The following is a 15257-nucleotide window of genomic DNA, read 5'->3' on the forward strand; positions in this document are numbered from 1 at the left end:
CTCTATCGTATTTCCAGTATATCACAAAATGCCGGGACTGACTAGGACTGCTGCTTGTTCTTGATATAGTTGAGCTTGCCGCCCGCCTTCAGCATCTCGATGTCGAGCGCCGAGAGCGCGTGGTGCGTGCTGAAGCTCCGCTTCTTCGTGCGGTTCTCCACGCGGACGGGCGCATCCGGCGCGAGCGCGGAGAAGTCGAAGAAGAGCACGTCGCCCTCGGCGATTGACTCGTAGTCCGCCGCCTCGTCGAAGAGTAGCGGCACGATGCCGAAGTTCACGAGGTTCGCCGCGTGGATGCGCGCAAAACTCTTGGCCAGAACCGCCTTGATTCCCAGATACATCGGCGCGAGCGCCGCGTGCTCACGGCTCGAACCCTGTCCGTAGTTCTCGCCCGCGACGATGATGCCGCCGCCCGCCTTCTGGCAATGCGCCTTGAATCCCTCCTGCACGTCGCGAAAGACGAACTCGGAGATCTTCTCGATGTTCGAGCGGTACGGCAGAACCTTCGCGCCCGCCGGCATGATGTGGTCAGTCGTGATATTGTCGCCGACCTTGATGACGACTTCCTTCTCGATCGCAGCTGCGAGCGGCGTGTTCTCGGGCAGCGGGCGGATGTTCGGCCCCTGCACGACCTCGACGCTCTCGGGATGCTCGCGCTCGGGCGCATAGATCATCGAGTCATCGACGAGGAACGCTTGCGGTTCAGCGGGCAGATCGAAGTCGGCCTCGCGCGGATCGGTGATGACGCCACGGATGGCACTTGCCGCTGCCGTCTCAGGCGAGACAAGACAGACGTTCGCCGAAAGAGTGCCGCTCCTGCCCTTGAAATTGCGGTTGAACGTGCGCAGCGACCACGCATTCGTCACGGGCGACTGCCCCATGCCGATGCAGGGGCCGCATGTGCATTCTAGGAGGCGTGCGCCCGCCGCGAGGATCTTGGCGAGACCGCCCGCTTCCGCAACCATGGAGAGCACCTGACGCGAGCCGGGCGACAAGACGAGCGAGACGTTCGGCGCGACGCGCTTGCCGTCCAAGATGGACGCCACCGTCATGATGTCGCGGTACGATGAATTCGTGCAGCTGCCGATGGCGACCTGGTCGATCGGCTGCCCCGCGACCTCGCGCACCGTCTTGACGACGTCGGGCATGTGCGGCAGAGCGATCAATGGTTCGAGCGCCGCAAGGTCGATGTCATAGCGCTCATCGTAGACCGCGCCCGCATCGGCAGCGAGTGCGCGGAACACATCTTCGCGCCCTTCGCGGCGCAAAAAGTCGCGCGTCACCTCGTCGCTCGGAAAGACCGACGTCGTCGCACCAAGCTCCGCGCCCATGTTCGTGATCGTCGCGCGCTCGGGCACGGAAAGCGTCTTGACGCCGTCGCCCGTATACTCAATGACCTTGCCGACGCCGCCCTTGACCGTGAGCATGGAAAGCACCTTCAAGATGACGTCCTTGGCGCTCACGCCCTTTTGAAGAGCTCCCGTCAGACGCACCTCGACGACGCGCGGCATATTCAGCATGAACGGCTCGCCCGCCATCGCACATGCGACATCGAGGCCGCCCGCGCCGATCGCAAGCATGCCGATGCCGCCGCCCGTCGGCGTGTGCGAATCGCTGCCGAGGAGCGTCGCGCCCGGCCTTCCGAAGCGCTCAAGGTGCACCTGATGACAGATGCCGTTGCCGGGGCGCGAGAAGAATACGCCGTGCTTCTTCGCGACCGTCTGCAGATACTTGTGATCGTCGGCGTTCTCGAAGCCGCTCTGCAAGGTGTTGTGGTCGACATAGCTGACGGAAAGCTCCGTCTTGACCTGATCGACGCCCATCGCCTCAAGCTGCAGGTACGCCATCGTGCCCGTCGCATCCTGCGTCAGCGTCTGGTCGATGCGTATGCCGATCGGCGCTCCCTTTTTCATCTCGCCCGTCACGAGATGCTCGTGCAGGATCTTTTCCGTCAATGTCAACGCTTTTGCCGTCATAAAGACACTCCCTTTGCCGCCGCCCCGCCGCAGGATGCGCAGCCATTGCGCAGACCTCGGCAAAGCCGCCTTTGCTTTTCCTTTCATTGGAAACGACGAATGCGCCCGCCCTTTCCTTTCGTTAAGTTATCACAAAGCGGCGCAAGCGTCAACACTTCTATGCAAATTTTATTATAGGAGCAATAACCCATTTTATATATTTAAACTGCGTGCTATAATGCATTTGTGCTTTTCGGAAAGACCATTTCCGTGAGCATGGTCATTCCAAGCTGTTCATCTGAAAGGGGACATTGCCATGGACAAGGCAATCCATCTCGCGCAATTTTACGGCAAGTCGCAGAACTACACGACAATCGCCAAAGATCTCTTCAAAAAATACAACGTCAAGCGCGGCCTCAGAAACGAGGACAAGACGGGCGTCTTAATCGGCCTGACGCGCGTCGCCGACGTCGTCGGCTACAAGGTCGACGACGTCGGCCACAAGGTCGACGCCGACGGCGAGCTGTTCTATCGCGGCATCAACGTCATGGATCTCGTCAATTCCGCCGACCGCTCTTCCTATCTCTACGAAGAAGCGTGCTTCCTGCTGCTCTTCGGCTACCTGCCGTCGGAAGACGACCTTCGGCGCTACTGTCAGAGCCTCAAGGAAGGCTACGAACTGCCCGAAGGCTTCCTCGAAACGCACCTGCTGCACCATCCGGGCAAGAACCTCATGAACCAGCTCCAGCAGTCGATCCTCGCGCTCTACAACTACGACCCCGACCCGGACGCGACCGACGTCTATCGGACGCTCATCAAGGGCGTCAACCTCATGGCGAAGCTGCCGTCCATCGCGTGCTACACCTACAACGCCAAGACGCACTACTTCGGCCGCGAGAGCCTCGTGCTGCACTATCCGCAGCAGGGCTTTTCGACCGCCGAAAACATCCTTTCCATGCTGCGCCTCGACGGCAAGTTCACGCCGGACGAAGCGCGTCTCTTGGATATCCTGCTCCTTTTGCACGCCGACCACGGCGGCGGCACGAACTCGACCTTTACGAACGTCGTCGTCTCCTCGACCGACACCGACCTCTACTCGGCAATCGCCAGCTCCATCGGCTCGCTGAAAGGCCCGCGCCACGGCGGCGCCAACGTGCGCGTCGCCAACATGATGGACAAGGTCATCGAAGCTGTCGGACTCGATGCCGACGACGCCGCCATCGAGCGCGTCATCGAGCGTCTGCTGAACAAGGAGCTCGACAACCCCTCGGGACTCGTCTACGGCATCGGCCATGCCGTCTACACGCTGTCCGACCCGCGTGCCGAAGTCATCCGCGATCATATCGGCAGGCTCGCGGCGAAGAAGGGCGTCGAAAGAAAATTCGACTTCTTCGTGCGCTTTGAGCGCGTCGCCAAACGCTATCTGAGCGAGAAGAAAGGCGTGAGCATGTCGAGCAACATCGACTTCTACAGCGGCCTCGCCTACGAGATCCTCGGCATCCCGCGCGACCTCTTCACGCCGCTCTTCGTGCTCTCGCGCACGGCGGGCTGGATCGCGCACAACGTCGAGCACAAGCTCTACGACAACCGCATCGTGCGCCCCGCCGCCAAGTACGTCGGCACGATGGTAGACTATGTGCCGAGGGAGGAACGCTGAATGACGAAGAACACCATCACCGTATTCAAAGGCGACGGCATCGGCCCCGAAATCACGGACGCCGTCCTCGAAATCCTCGAAAAGGCGGGCGCAAACCTCACATACGAAATCTTTAACGTCGGCGAAGCCGAGTACGAGCGAAACGGCGCACTGATTCCGGCAGCCGGACTCGCCTCCTTTGAAAAGACGCACGTCCTTTTGAAATCCCCCATCACGACGCCCGTCGGCAAGGGCTTCCGTTCGCTCAACGTCACGCTTCGCACGAAGTACGACCTCTACGCGAACATCCGCCCCGCGAAGTCGAACGAAGCCGTCAGGACGCCCTTCCCCAAGGTCGATCTCATCACCTTCCGCGAGAACACGGAAGACCTCTACGTCGGCGTCGAGGAAGAAATCGACGAAAACACCATGCACGCGACGAAGATCATCACGCGCGAGAAGAGCGAGCGAATCTGCCGCGCCGCCTTCCGCTACGCCGAAGCACATGGGCGAAAGAAGGTCACGTGCGTCCACAAGGCAAACATCATGAAGCTCTCGGACGGACTCTTCCGCTCCGTCTTCTACGAAGTCGCCAAGGAATTTCCCGCCATCGAAGCCGACGACAAGATGGTCGACGCCGTCTGCATGATGCTCGTCATGCACCCCGAAAACTTCGACATTCTGGTCATGCCGAACCTCTACGGCGACATCGTGTCCGATCTCACGAGCGGACTCATCGGCGGCCTAGGCCTCCTGCCGTCGAGCAACATCGGCGATCGTTTGGCGATGTTCGAAGCCGTGCACGGCAGTGCGCCCGACATCGCGGGCAAAGGCATCGCGAACCCCACGGCGTTTCTGTGGTCCGCCTGCATGATGCTCGAACACCTCGGCGACAACGAGACAGCCGCCCGCATCCGCCGCGCCGTCGACGCAACGCTCAAGGAAGCGAAGAGCCTGACCCCCGACCTCGGCGGCACGGCGACGACGCACGAATACACGAAGGCGATCGTCGAAAAGCTCTGAAGAAAAAAAGCGATGGGCTGTTGCATAAGTCGAATTTAACTTATGCGACAGCCCTATTTCAATTTCAAATTATACATTCTTTTTATAAGGAAGGATTCGTAGCCCAGCGGAGCTGGACAACGAAATCTAAAGCCCACCTGCGCCCTTTGGGCTTGTCGGGCAGAGGGAAAAGGATTCGTAGCCCAGCGTTGCTGGACAACGAAATCTAAAGCCCGCCTGCGCCCTTTGGGCTTGTCGGGCTTAAGATTTCGTAGTACAATAAAAGCACGAGAATATCTTGTATGCATGGATGGAGGATGAAGTATGCTTAACAAGAAGACGAAGATCGTTTGCACGCAGGGGCCGTCTACGGATGCGCCGGGCATGGTGGAGAAGCTCATTGAGAACGGCATGAATGTCGCGCGCTTCAACTTTTCGCATGGTACGCATGACGAACATTTGAAGCGCATCAACCGCGTGCGTGAGGCATCGAAGAAGACGGGGCGCGTCGTTTCGCTGCTGCTCGACACGAAGGGGCCGGAGATGCGCCTCGGCGAATTCAAGGACGGCTCGGTCATGCTCGAAGCGGGAAAGCCGTTCCTTCTGACGTACGACGATGCGCCGGGCGATGAGACGAAGTGCTCGGTCAACCACAAGAAGCTCTACACGGAGGTCAAGCCCGGCGACAAGCTGCTCCTTTCCGACGGACTCGTCGAGCTGAAGGTCGAGAAGATCCAGGGCAAGGACATCGTGACGACGATTCTGAACTCGGGCAAGATGAGCACGAGGAAGCGCGTCGCGGCGCCGGGTGTTCCCCTCGGGCTGCCGCCGATCTCGGAGCAGGACAAGAATGACATCCTCTTCGGCATCGAGCAGGACATGGACTTCATCGCGGCTTCGTTCATCCAGCGCGCTGACGACGTGAAGGAGATCCGCAAGCTGCTCGAAGAGCACAACGGCAGGATGGAGATTTATCCGAAAATCGAAAACCTTGAGGGCGTGAAGAACTTCGACTCGATCCTTGAGGTTTCGGACGGCATCATGGTCGCGCGCGGCGATCTCGGCGTCGAGATCCCGGCCGAGGATGTGCCTCTGATTCAAAAGGAGATCATCGCGAAGTGCAACAAGGCGGGCAAGCCCGTCATCGTCGCGACGCAGATGCTCGAATCGATGACGACGAATCCGCGTCCGACACGCGCCGAGGCTTCGGACGTCGCGAACGCGATCCTCGACGGCACGGACGCCATCATGCTGTCGGGCGAGACGGCGAGCGGCGACTATCCGGCGGAAGCGGTTCAGACGATGGCGACGATCGCGCTTCGCACGGAGTCCTCGCTGCATTACAAGAAGATGTATCAGGGAACGGGCCTTGAAGACCTCAAGTCGCGCACGCGTGCGGTCGCCCATGCGACGGTGCAGATGGCGATGGAGCTGAATGCCGACGCGATCATCACGCCGACGGTCAGCGGCTATACGGCGCGCATCATCTCGCACTACCGCCCGAAATCCCTCATCGTCGCCTACACGCCCGATGCAAAGGCGATGCGCCAGCTGAACCTGCGCTGGGGCGTCTATCCCATCAAGGCGGCGGGCATCTGGCCTGACGAGGGCGAGATGATTGCGAACGCTACGGCGGCGGCGGTCGAGCAGGGATGTGTCGAGCGCGGCGATCTGACGATCATCACGTCGGGCATCAAGTCCGAAGAGGGCAATACGAACGCGATCCGCGTCTACACGATTTAACCGCGTTCCACAGCGGCCTTTCGCTCCTGTGCATGAGAAAGTTTCTCGCGATTTGCCCTTGCGGCGTACGATAGGCTGTGCTATAATGATGGAACGGCGGGCGTATGCCCGCAAAAGGCTTTGACCCAGCGATGGGGGAAGGTCGGACCAAGCGAGCGCATAGTTTGCTTGAATGCATTACCCGTCTGGGAAAAAGTGAGGTGTATAGGAATGAAGGAAGGGCTTCATCCGGAATTCTTCGAGGCGACGGTGACGTGCGGCTGCGGCAACACGTTCAAGACCGGGTCGACGAAGAAGGAACTGCGCGTGGATGTCTGCTCGAAGTGCCACCCGTTCTTCACGGGTCGTCAGCGCGATGTCGCTGCCGGCGGACGCATCGAGAAGTTCAACAAGCGCTACGGCAAGCAGTAAGGTGCTGGGGCAGGGCAGAAATGCCCTGCCCCTTCTTTATGTGATACAAAAGAGCTTTTCGCAGGCGATCCGCTGCTGTTTCGCCGGTGAAACAAGATATGAGGAGGAAATTCTTTGGACGAAAAACTCATGGTCGGCGGGCAGGCGGTCATCGAGGGCGTGATGATGCGCGGACCCGCTCGTTCGGCGACGGCAGTGCGCACGCCCGACGGCAGGATCTCCGTCGAGTCGAAGGAGGTGCGCTCCTTCTCCGACCGCTTCCCCGTCTTTAAGAAGCCCTTCCTGCGCGGCACGGTCGCGCTCGTCGAGTCCCTCGTCATCGGCATCCGCTCGCTTTCGTGGTCGGCGAAGATGGCGGGCGAGGAGGAAGAGCAGCTTTCCGACAAGGAGCTGGCGGGTACGATCGCCGTCGCCTTCGTGCTCGCCGCCGTGCTCTTCATCGCATTGCCGACGGGAGCGGCGAAACTCTTTCATGCGTGGTCGGACGATCCCGTCTTTTTGAACCTCGCCGAGGGCTTCCTGCGCCTCTTCATCTTTCTCGCCTACATCTGGGGCATTTCGCGCATGAAGGACATCCAGCGCGTCTTCCAGTACCACGGCGCGGAGCACAAGACGATCTTCTGCTTCGAGGCGGGGCTTCCGCTGACGGCGGAGAACGCGCAGAAGTTCGAGCGCTTCCATCCGCGCTGCGGCACGTCGTTCCTCCTGATCGTCATGCTCGTCTCCATCTTCGTCTTCGCCTTCCTCGGCTGGCCCGATCTCTGGCTGCGCATCGTGAGCCGCATCGTGCTGCTGCCCGTCGTCGCAGGGATCTCCTACGAGGCGATCCGCCTGGCGGGCAGAAGCCGGAACGCGTTCGTTCACGCGCTCTCTTTGCCCGGACTCTGGCTGCAGAGGCTGACGACGCGCGAGCCGGACGCTTCGATGCTCGAAGTCGCGATCGAGTCGCTGAAGGCGGCGCTGCCCGAGGACAAGATTCCTGCGGGAAGCGCCGATTATCGAAAGACCTCGGATTCGGAAACGGCTGTGTACGAAACGCCTGCGGCTGCTTTTGCTGCGGGCGAGGGAAAGTGAGGAAGATGCGACGTGCTGGACAAGCTCCATGCCGTAGAGGAAAAATATCGCGAGCTTGAGTCGCTGATCAGCGATCCGGCGGTGCTCGCCGACATGCCGAAGTGGCAAAAGCTGAGCCGCGAGCACGCACAGCTCGCTCCCGTCGTGGAGAAGTACCGCGAGTACAAGAAGGTGCGCGAGGGGCTTCTTGAGGCGAAGGCGATCTTCGACGACAATCCCGACGCAGACATGCGCCGCCTCGCCGAGGAGGAGATTGCCGAACTGCGCCCACGCCTGGAGGCGTTGGAGCGCGAGCTGCCGATCCTGCTCCTGCCCAAAGATCCGAACGATGCGAAGAACGTCATCGTCGAGATCCGGGGCGGCGTCGGCGGCGAGGAAGCGGCGCTCTTCGCGGGCGACCTCTTCCGCATGTACGCACGCTACGCCGAGCGGCGCGGCTGGCGCGTCGACGTCATTGACAAGAACGCGACGGAGATCGGCGGCTTCAAGGAGATTGCCTTTTCCGTCGACGGCGCGGGCGCGTACAGCTTTTTGAAGTACGAGAGCGGCACGCACCGCGTGCAGCGCGTGCCCGTCACGGAGTCGAGCGGGCGCATCCACACGTCCGCCGTGACGGTCGCGGTTTTGCCTGAGGCCGAGGAAGTCGAGGTCGAGATCGCGCCCGCCGACCTTCGCATCGACACGTACTGCGCTTCGGGTGCGGGCGGCCAGTACGTCAACCGCACGGAGACGGCGATCCGCATCACCCATCTGCCGACGGGCATCGTCGTGCAGTGCCAGGATGAAAAGTCGCAGCTCAAGAACAAGGAAAAGGCCATGCGCGTCCTGCGTGCGCGCATCTTGGAGGCAGCGCGCGAGGAGCAGGCGGCGACGGTTGCCGCCGACCGCAAGAGCCAGGTCGGCTCGGGCGACCGCAGCGAGCGCATACGTACCTACAACTTCCCGCAGGGGCGCGTGACCGATCACCGCATCGGTCTGACGCTGCACAAGCTCGCGGCCGTGCTCGACGGGGACTTGGATGAGCTTCTGGCCGCGCTGATCACGGCGGATCAAGCGGAAAAGCTCAGGCAGGCCGAATGATGGCGCACGAAGTCTGGACGATCGGCTCGATCCTCTCGTGGACACAGGGCTACTTCACAGAAAAGGGCATCGAGACGCCGCGCCTCGATGCCGAGGTGCTTCTCTCGCATGTGCTCGGAAAGGAGCGCATCTACCTCTACGTCCATTTCGACGAGCCGCTGGAAAAGGAAGAGCTTGCGGCGTTCCGCAAGGCGGTCGCTGAGCGTGCGCGGCGCGTGCCAACGGCCTATATCACGGGCAGGCGCGAGTTCATGGGGCTTGATTTCGCCGTGTCGAGGGCGACGCTGATTCCGCGTCCCGATACGGAGATCCTTGTGGAAGCGGCCATCGAGAGATTGGGACGGCTGGCGGAGAATGGGAGAAAGCCCCTGCGCTTCGCTGACATCGGCACGGGGACGGGCGCAATCGCGCTCTCGGTGCTCAAGTACGCTTCGGAAGACGTCGCGGCGGATGCCGTCGACATCTCGGGCGCGGCGCTCGCCATTGCGCGAGAGAACGCCGAGCGGCTGGGACTCTCTGCGTGCGTGCATTTTCATGAGGGCGACCTTCTCGCGCCGCTTTCCCATGCGGCATACGATGCGATCCTCTCGAACCCGCCTTACATTCCCGACGCCGACTTCGAGCGCCTTGCGCCCGAAGTGCGCAGCTATGAGCCGATGACCGCGCTCAAGGGCGGTGCGGACGGCATGGACTTCTACGCGCGTCTTGCCGAGGCGGCGCCGCAGTATTTGCGGGCGGGCGGCTTCCTCGCCGTGGAGGCGGGCATCGGTCAGGCGCAGAAGATTCGCGCCTTGGCGAAAGAGCCTTGGGGCGATGTCGAGATCTTGCCGGATCTCGCAGGCATCGAGCGCGTCGTCGTGCTGTGGAGAAAATGAGGCTGCGTCGCGCAAGCGGCGCTTTTTGTATGTGAAGACGCACGCCTTTTCGCACCGCTTCCGGAAGGTGCCAGGGCGTGCGCGGTTCGCTGGACAGGGGAGGAAATGTCTGTGTTTTCAACAAAGGTTCTGCCGCCGACAGCAGCCGCCATCGAGGAGGCGGTGCATCTTCTTCGTGCGGGCGAGGTCGTCGCCTTTCCGACGGAGACGGTCTACGGACTCGGCGCGAACGGCTTCGACGCCGCCGCCTGCGCGAAGATCTACGAGGCGAAGGGGCGGCCTTCGGACAATCCGCTGATCCTGCACATCGCACACCGCGCCATGCTCGACGAAGTGGCGCTCGACGTGCCCGAGATGGCAGAGCATCTTCTGGCGGCATTTGCGCCCGGTCCTCTGACCTTGGTGCTACGCCGCTGCGCCGCTGTGCCCGATCGGATCACGGGCGGCCTCGCGACGGTCGGCGTGCGCATGCCGGAAAACGACGCCGCACTCGCCCTGATTCGCGCGGCGGGCTTTCCTCTAGCCGCGCCGAGCGCCAACACGTCGGGCAGGCCGAGTCCGACGACAGCGGAGACGGTGCTCGAAGACCTCGCAGGGCGCATCCCGCTAATTCTCGACGGCGGCCCTTGCCGCTTCGGCGTCGAATCGACGATCGTCGATGTGACGGGCGAGGCTGCCGTCATCCTGCGCCCCGGCGCCATCACGCGCGAGATGCTCGAAGAGGTCGTCGCCGACGTACGGCTCGACCCGGGACTCGCCGCCCAGGAGCGTGCGGCGCAGATGAGCGTCGGCGCGATGTGCCCTGCGGCGGCGAACAGCGCGGAAGCGAGCGAAACGGCCGGCATGCATACGGTCGCCGCCGCACCGCGAGCGCCCGGCATGAAGTACACGCACTATGCGCCGCGAGCGCCGCTGACCTTGCTCGCCGCCCCGCCCGCCGCCTTGCCCGCCGCCTTTCGCGCGGCACTTGCCGAAGCGGCGGGCAAGTCGGTCGGTCTCATCGTGACGGACGAGACGGCGGCGGCGCTTGCAGGCGAGGCGGAAGAAGACTTCGTCGTGCGTCTCGGCGCGAGAAAAGACGTGCGTTCCATCGCCGCGCATCTTTACGAAGCCCTTCGCGCCTTCGATGAAAAAAAGGTTGACTTCATCCTCGGCGAAGCTCTTGACGAAAGCGGCTTGGGACTCGCCATCATGAACCGCCTCAAGAAGGCCGCAGGCTATCGGATTCGCCGCTTTTGAACGGCATGTGATATAATGGGGACGAGTGAATGAGGAGGTGTAGGGCATCATGCCCGAGATCAGCTTGTTTTTTGGCATACGCATCACGATGTATTACGAAGATCACAATCCACCGCATATCCATGCAGAATATGCGGGAAATGAAGCGACCATCGACATTCAAAATGCCCATATCCTGCGCGGCTACCTGCCCGGAAGGCAGTTGAAACTTGTCCTCGCATGGTGCGTCATGTATCAGGATGAACTGATGCAGAATTGGGAACTGGCAAAGAGCGGCAGAACGCCGGAGCGCATACCGCCGATGAGGAGGGGATAATCATGGACAGCCGATTCATGCCCGAGGTGCTGCAGGCCGTGCCGGGCGACGGATATGTCATCTATGCGTATTTCAACGACGGCACCGTGCGCCGCTACGATGCGGCGAAGCTCGTGCAGAAGGGCGGCGTCTTCGCGCGCCTCAAAGAGCGCGCATTCTTCACCGCCGCCCTGACGGTCATGAACGGCACGGCGGCATGGGATGTCACGGGGACGCGCGATGCGGCGCAGTGCATTGATATAGATCCGTTCGTTCTCTATGAGTCTCCTGTCGTACCCGACCCGTTGGAACGCGCGGATACCCCGGGAGATCATGCTTGTACGATGAAAGTGGATGCTGAAAACACCTGAAATCATAGGGAGTAAAGGCAAAGTTGCCCCCTCCGTCTGTGTCTTTGGTTTGATTTCTTGGACTTTCACGCTAATTTTAGAGGATCGTGAAACTTTGCGGGACAAGGTGGATTTTCTTGGAAAGTCGTAGTATAATACTACTTAGGAATCGTGCTTTTTCGCTGATGTGAAAAAGTAAATTTTTAGAGATAGGTATTATATCCTACTTCAGAGGAGGGTCTGCTTTGCAGCCAAGCGATATGGGAACGATCATTGCTTTGATCTATCGGTACAGCCAGAGTTACTTTAACGAAAAGTTGAAGAAGTATGGTCTGGGCAACGGACAGTATGTGTTCTTGCTGCACCTTCTCGACCATGAGGGGATCAATCAGGAAACCTTGGCGCACATGGTGAAGATCGACAAGACGACAGCGGCGCGTGCCGTGGCGAGACTCGTCCATGCCGGCTACGTGAGCCGCACGGTCAGTGACAAGGATCGCCGCGCCTATGTGCTGCGCACGACGGAGAAGGCGCAGACCGTGAAAAAGGCGTTGAAGAAGACGATGGACGATTGGTACAAGATCTTAGTACAGGACTTCTCCCCGGAGGAATGCCGCCAGTTCGACAGATTGCTGAAGCAGGCCGTAGAGAACGCCGCAGCGCAGGAAGCCTAGGCGCTATTAAGGAAGCCCCGAGGAATGGCATGAGATTCCTCGGGGCTTTTCGTGCATCTTAGCGTATGATTTCAAAGGCAAGAGAATGGCGTGCGATACAGGGAGGAGTACCCCACAATGAAGCCATACGAAAATTACATGTTGATCAGCGACCTTGACGGTACGATCGTGCCGCATGGGAGGGCAATTTCTGCGGCGAATGCGGAGGCGATTCGCGCTTTTGTCGCGGGCGGCGGCCTTTTTGGCATTGCGACAGGGCGCACGCCCGAGGCGGCGGGCGGCTATGTCCGCGGACTGCCGATCACGGCGCCGAGCATCTTCTTCAACGGCTCCATGCTCTACGAGTGGCAGGAGCGGAAGGTTCTCGCGCGAAGGCCTCTACAGGGCGCAGAAGACTCGCCCAATATCTGGCCGCGCTTCGCCGCCGAGTGCCTGAAGATGTTTCCGCAGGCATGCGTCGAGGTCTATACGGAAGACGCCTGCTGCATCGTCAGCCCCGAAGCGAACGACGATCCGCGGCTCGTTCGGGAGTTCTATCGCTGCCGCCATGTACCTCTTGCCGACGTTTCCGACATGCAGCGGACGCCGTGGCTCAAGCTCCTCGTCTGTGATGTGCCGCCCGCGCTGCACCGTGCGGAGCGTCTTGCGAAGAACTTTGGCACAGCGAGTCTCAGCCACCATTTCTACTCCGAGGCCAATTATTATGAGTTCGTTGCCCAAGGCGTATCGAAGGGAGCCATGATCGAAGAGATTCGAGGGCTTCCCATCTGCCGAGGAAGGGACATCATCGCCCTCGGCGACTATTTGAACGACCGGGAGATGATCGAGCTTGCCGACATCGGCATCGCCTCGGGCAACGCGCATGAGGCCATCAAGCAGGCCGCCGACTTCACGGGTTGTCGGGCGGAAGATGATCTCATCGTCTGGCTGCTCGCACATTTCGCTGAAATCACGGCGCAGAAAAGCGCGGATTGATGCGCCGGCGTCCTTCCGCCCTCCTGCGCTCCGCGCCGATCATCTTTGCACGGATCGTGCGGCAAAACTGCTGCATCATGCAGAAATCCCTGCCGTCAATCGGGCGGCAGGGATTTTTCTTCAAGGGTGAACCTTGAGAGTAAAGGCGAATGGCAGCAGCTCTTCTTTGGTCACGACGCGGCGCTTTCCCGCGAGGTTGGCGAGAATGATGCGCTCGACAGCGAATTCGGCGATGACCTGGCGGCACGCGCCGCACGGCGAGCACGGCAGCTCGCCGTCTGCGACGACGGCGAGTGCCGCAAAGCGTTGGACGCCCGCAGCGACGGCGCTGAAGATGGCGGTGCGCTCGGCACAGTTCGTCAGGCCGTAGGAGGCGTTTTCGATATTGCAGCCCAAGAAGACGCGCCCGTCGGGCGCGAGCGCTGCCGCGCCGACGGCAAAGCCCGAATACGGCACATAGGCATGGGCGCGCGCTTTCTTGGCAAGCTCGATGAGAGATTCATCGTCCATCTGCGCCGCCCTCCTTCTCTTCACGCCTTGCCATGGCGGCGCGGATCTCAGCGAGGAGCGCGTCGCTCATGACGTCTTTTGCTGCTTCCTCGTGCGCCCTTTCGGCGTGGCCGAAGCTTTCCTTCGTGACGCGCGCGAAGATGCGCGGGCGCTTTTCGGGCGGCTCGGCCGCGATCTCAAGGGCGCGGGTATAGCAAGCGGCTGCGGGCGCGAGCCGGCTTTCATCGTTCGTGCAAAGCACGGCGAGCACCTCTTTGGCTTCGATGGCTTCGCCCGTCTTTTTCAAGATGCGGATGCCTGCCGCATGATCGATGACGCTTTCTTTCGTCTCGCGCCCCGCGCCGAGCATACAGGCGGCCCGGCCGATCGTTTCGGCGTCCATGTGCGTGATATAGCCCGCCCTATCGGCGAGGATTTCCAAGTGAAACGCCGCCTGCGGCAGTTTTCCGGGATCGTCGAGGCAGGAGGCGTCGCCGCCCTGCGCCTCGACCATGGCGGCGAAGGTGCAAAAGGCGCTGCCGTCCTCGATCGCCTTCTCTGCAAGCCTTTGGCACTCGGCGAAGTCGCCGCGCCCGATGAGGCGCAGCATGTCGGCGGCGAGCGCGAGGCTGACTTCCCTGAGGTCGGCGGGCCCTCTGCCCTGCAGAACTTCCATCGCTTCGGCGACTTCGAGCGCGTTGCCGACGGCAGAGCCCAAGGGCACGTCCATGTCGGTGATGACGGCAGAGGTCTTTCTCCCCGCACCCTCGCCGATGGCGACCATGGCACGCGCGAGCGCGAGCGCGTCGTCGAGCGTCTTCATGAAGGCGCCGCTGCCCGTCTTGACATCGAGCACGATCGCCGCGCTGCCCGCCGCGAGCTTCTTGCTCATAATGGAGGCGGCGATGAGCGGAATGGAGTCGACCGTCGCCGTGACGTCGCGCAGCGCATAGAGCTTCTTGTCGGCGGGTGCAAGCTCGCCCGACTGCCCGATGAGAGAAAGCCCCGTCTTTTCTATGACAGCGAAAAAGTCTTCGCGCGAGAGCGTCGTCTGAAAGCCCGGAATGGATTCGAGCTTGTCGACGGTGCCGCCCGTGTGGCCGAGACCGCGCCCGCTCATCTTGGCGATGCGCCCGCCCGCCGCCGCGACGATGGGGCAGGCGATGAGCGTCGTCTTGTCGCCGACGCCTCCCGTCGAGTGCTTGTCGACCGTGGAGCCGCCAAAGGCCGAGAGGTCGACCTCGTCGCCCGAGGCCGCCATGGCGAGCGTAAGCGCGCGCATCTCCTCCTCCGTCATGGAGCGAAAGCAGATCGCCATGAGCATCGCCGCCATCTGATAGTCGGGAATCTCGCCTTTCGTGAATCCCTCGACCATGGCGCAGATCTCGCTTGCAGCAAGCGGCTCGCCGCGCTTCTTCTTCGTGATGAGATCATACATGCGCATGGAGATTCCTCCCGG

Annotated in this window: 16 protein-coding genes; 12 read left to right on the forward strand and 4 right to left on the reverse strand. The window is 61.4% G+C overall.

Features of this window, described 5'->3' with window-relative positions; all coding sequences use genetic code 11:
• Nucleotides 1-41 precede the first annotated feature (41 nt).
• Nucleotides 42-2063: an aconitate hydratase gene (locus SELSP_RS11130; protein ID WP_268741244.1), complete on the reverse strand. Its 2022-nt coding sequence runs from the start codon at nucleotides 2061-2063 to the stop codon at nucleotides 42-44.
• A 208-nt stretch (nucleotides 2064-2271) separates the two neighbouring features.
• On the opposite strand from SELSP_RS11130, the gene SELSP_RS11135 reads away from it, so the two are divergent.
• The 12 genes from SELSP_RS11135 to SELSP_RS11190 all read left to right on the forward strand — a co-directional run bounded on the left by SELSP_RS11135 (nucleotide 2272) and on the right by SELSP_RS11190 (nucleotide 13309).
• On the forward strand, nucleotides 2272-3612 hold the full coding sequence (locus SELSP_RS11135; RefSeq protein WP_006193317.1) for a citrate synthase: 1341 nt from the start codon (nucleotides 2272-2274) through the stop codon (nucleotides 3610-3612).
• Nucleotides 3613-4614: an isocitrate/isopropylmalate dehydrogenase family protein gene (locus tag SELSP_RS11140; RefSeq protein WP_006193318.1), complete on the forward strand. Its 1002-nt coding sequence runs from the start codon at nucleotides 3613-3615 to the stop codon at nucleotides 4612-4614.
• A gap of 303 nt (nucleotides 4615-4917) precedes the next feature.
• Complete coding sequence (gene pyk / locus SELSP_RS11145; RefSeq protein ID WP_006193321.1) at nucleotides 4918-6336, forward strand: pyruvate kinase; 1419 nt, start codon at nucleotides 4918-4920, stop codon at nucleotides 6334-6336.
• Nucleotides 6337-6546: 210 nt separating this feature from the next.
• Nucleotides 6547-6747, forward strand: a complete 201-nt coding sequence (gene rpmE, locus SELSP_RS11150; RefSeq protein WP_006193323.1) for a 50S ribosomal protein L31 — start codon at nucleotides 6547-6549, stop codon at nucleotides 6745-6747.
• Between the two features lie 129 nt (nucleotides 6748-6876).
• A complete protein-coding gene (locus tag SELSP_RS11155) occupies nucleotides 6877-7821 on the forward strand; it encodes a DUF1385 domain-containing protein (RefSeq protein ID WP_006193325.1) in 945 nt (314 codons plus the stop codon).
• Between the two features lie 12 nt (nucleotides 7822-7833).
• Nucleotides 7834-8901 (forward strand): peptide chain release factor 1, encoded by a 1068-nt coding sequence (gene prfA, locus SELSP_RS11160; protein ID WP_006193326.1) that lies wholly within the window; start codon nucleotides 7834-7836, stop codon nucleotides 8899-8901.
• Nucleotides 8898-9776, forward strand: a complete 879-nt coding sequence (gene prmC / locus SELSP_RS11165; protein ID WP_006193327.1) for a peptide chain release factor N(5)-glutamine methyltransferase — start codon at nucleotides 8898-8900, stop codon at nucleotides 9774-9776. Before prfA ends, prmC begins: the two co-directional genes overlap by 4 nt.
• A gap of 105 nt (nucleotides 9777-9881) precedes the next feature.
• Nucleotides 9882-11015, forward strand: coding sequence for an L-threonylcarbamoyladenylate synthase (locus tag SELSP_RS11170; protein WP_006193328.1), 1134 nt, complete (start codon nucleotides 9882-9884; stop codon nucleotides 11013-11015).
• A 49-nt stretch (nucleotides 11016-11064) separates the two neighbouring features.
• On the forward strand, nucleotides 11065-11331 hold the full coding sequence (locus SELSP_RS11175; protein WP_006193329.1) for a DUF4160 domain-containing protein: 267 nt from the start codon (nucleotides 11065-11067) through the stop codon (nucleotides 11329-11331).
• Between the two features lie 2 nt (nucleotides 11332-11333).
• Nucleotides 11334-11681 carry a DUF2442 domain-containing protein gene (locus tag SELSP_RS11180; RefSeq protein ID WP_006193330.1) on the forward strand — a complete coding sequence of 116 codons (348 nt, stop codon included), beginning with the start codon at nucleotides 11334-11336 and terminating at the stop codon, nucleotides 11679-11681.
• Between the two features lie 224 nt (nucleotides 11682-11905).
• Entirely contained in the window at nucleotides 11906-12334 is a 429-nt protein-coding gene (locus tag SELSP_RS11185) for a MarR family winged helix-turn-helix transcriptional regulator (protein ID WP_013741064.1), read from the forward strand.
• A 117-nt stretch (nucleotides 12335-12451) separates the two neighbouring features.
• On the forward strand, nucleotides 12452-13309 hold the full coding sequence (locus SELSP_RS11190; RefSeq protein ID WP_006193332.1) for an HAD-IIB family hydrolase: 858 nt from the start codon (nucleotides 12452-12454) through the stop codon (nucleotides 13307-13309).
• Here the strand turns inward: SELSP_RS11190 and SELSP_RS12220 are convergent.
• From SELSP_RS12220 to SELSP_RS11200, 3 genes are read right to left on the reverse strand one after another with little or no spacing between them, the layout of a single operon-like run.
• On the reverse strand, nucleotides 13284-13433 hold the full coding sequence (locus SELSP_RS12220) for a hypothetical protein (protein ID WP_006193333.1): 150 nt from the start codon (nucleotides 13431-13433) through the stop codon (nucleotides 13284-13286). The two genes, SELSP_RS11190 and SELSP_RS12220, sit on opposite strands and share 26 nt — an antisense overlap.
• Nucleotides 13430-13819 (reverse strand): cytidine deaminase, encoded by a 390-nt coding sequence (locus tag SELSP_RS11195; RefSeq protein ID WP_006193336.1) that lies wholly within the window; start codon nucleotides 13817-13819, stop codon nucleotides 13430-13432. Before SELSP_RS11195 ends, SELSP_RS12220 begins: the two co-directional genes overlap by 4 nt.
• Entirely contained in the window at nucleotides 13809-15242 is a 1434-nt protein-coding gene (locus SELSP_RS11200) for a thymidine phosphorylase (protein ID WP_006193337.1), read from the reverse strand. The genes SELSP_RS11195 and SELSP_RS11200 overlap by 11 nt, the downstream gene beginning before the upstream one ends.
• Nucleotides 15243-15257: the final 15 nt, after the last annotated feature.

It is taken from the genome of Selenomonas sputigena ATCC 35185 (assembly GCF_000208405.1).
Classification (GTDB): Bacteria; Bacillota; Negativicutes; order Selenomonadales; family Selenomonadaceae; genus Selenomonas; species Selenomonas sputigena.